Here is a 1,612-nt window from a genome sequence, read left to right on the forward strand (position 1 = left end):
TGGTCGGCACTAGAAACACGGGCATAGGCGATGGTTTTGCGGTTATCGTTACAAAACACAAATTCTTTTTTGATCCCCCGCAAACTCTCTAAACTATACCTCCAAACTATACCTCCGCGCACCTCCTTGTGTGTAAACATCCGGTTTTAAAATCCCATGATTGTCCCAATTACGGAGTGTTTGTGCTGTTACCCCTAAGATTTTGCTTGCTTGACTGACTGATAATAATTTGTTCTTATCCATACCCCCATGTTAGGCAAATCAAACTTAAAAACTTATAAAATATTAATAACTATTTATAAGAATATGCAAGAATTAAGTTACAGTTTTTGACCCCCTCCAATTGACCTAAATTAGCCTAGTTTGTCCTCCACAATATCAATAACCGTATTGGCCACCTTGCGCGCGGTTTTATCTAAAAACTCTACAGGAGTGGTGAAGCCCACACAAGAGCAGTTGATTTCGCCTAAAATGTATTTGTCCTTGCCATGCTCATCGGTATCCAAGATAAAATCTGCTGTCCAAATGAGGGGCAGGTCGTAATTGCCCAACTTGCTTTGGATATGGGGGAGTTGCCTCAGGAAGTAGTGCACCAAATTATCCCATTGTTCGGGCTTATCGTAGCGGTACTTCGCCCCGCTAAAAAGAGTCGCACTAAAAGCGTCCGCGCCCTCAGCTGGCTTTTTATGCACCACATAAATAGGGTGTTTGTAGAGCATTAAAATGCGAATCTCACCCTCTTTAATGCGGGGTAAAAAGGTCATATCCACGAGCATGCCATTATCCCCGACCAGGTATTTTTCACAAAAATCCATGAACTCGCCTAGTTGGCGGTGCTCCACATGGTTATCCACCGCTTCAATGCATTTAATTTTGGCATTTAAAGGCACTTCGCTAACTCCCGCAGGTAGAGGCTCTTCAAGTTGCACATGCCAAATGCCCTCACCGGTTGAGCCGCGATTTTGTTTTAAGACCCTCTCGCCCTTGGCTAGAGTCTTGGGAAAAGTCTTTTTTAAGTCATGTTGATCGCCCCAAGTGACCCCAATGCGTTTAGCCTCCTCTTTGTCATAATAGGCGTAGGTGTCATCGGGCACTAACTCGGTATCGGCTAGCTTGGTGAGCGCGTCTTTTGCCCCATAGCCAATCATCGCGTCCGGATGGGGCATGCCAACCACGCCATGATCGCAGAGTTTGCGCAAGAGATCAAAATAGAGTTTTTCCTCTTTCAAGTTGCCCGGATTGACACGGGACACATAGGCATCGGCATGCGCTTGCACATACTCGTAAATGCCCTTGGTTTTCTCAGAATCTTTTAAAATCTCATCGGTGAGTTGCACCACTTCTGCCTGCCAACCCATTTTTTTTAGATAATCCATCATGGGCATGGTGTCGCGTCTGTGCCCATCTCTGCCCTTGTCCGTCCCGCCCACTGCCTCAAAAAACACTACATGCTTTTTCATCATGTCCTCCAAAAAAAAAGATTTTTTGCGGTAATACCCGCTGATGCTATTGTAGCATTTTGAATCTAAGCCACGCTCAATCTCTGAGGTTTTCCCCCCAAAAGCTATACAACTCACCGCCCTTTAGGGTGCCAATAGTTCTTTAGGGATAT

Annotated in this window: 1 protein-coding gene and 1 pseudogene; both read right to left on the reverse strand. The window is 45.2% G+C overall.

Annotation, left to right across the window (positions count from 1 at the left end; translation table 11 throughout):
* Window positions 1-243 (reverse strand): annotated as a pseudogene (locus C5684_RS08925) (MerR family DNA-binding transcriptional regulator); the annotation flags it as partial.
* Between the two features lie 110 nt (window positions 244-353).
* A complete protein-coding gene (locus tag C5684_RS08930) occupies window positions 354-1,460 on the reverse strand; it encodes a Cj0069 family protein (RefSeq protein ID WP_104629043.1) in 1,107 nt (368 codons plus the stop codon).
* Window positions 1,461-1,612: the final 152 nt, after the last annotated feature.

Origin of the sequence: Helicobacter bizzozeronii (genome assembly GCF_900196775.1) — a bacterium.
In the GTDB taxonomy this organism is placed as follows: domain Bacteria; phylum Campylobacterota; class Campylobacteria; order Campylobacterales; family Helicobacteraceae; genus Helicobacter; species Helicobacter bizzozeronii.

Bases quoted from the DNA above. Each gene is read 5' to 3' on its own strand.
- C5684_RS08930 (WP_104629043.1), bottom strand. From the start codon at position 1,460: ATGAAAAAGCATGTAGTGTTTTTTGAGGCAGTGGGCGGGACGGACAAG.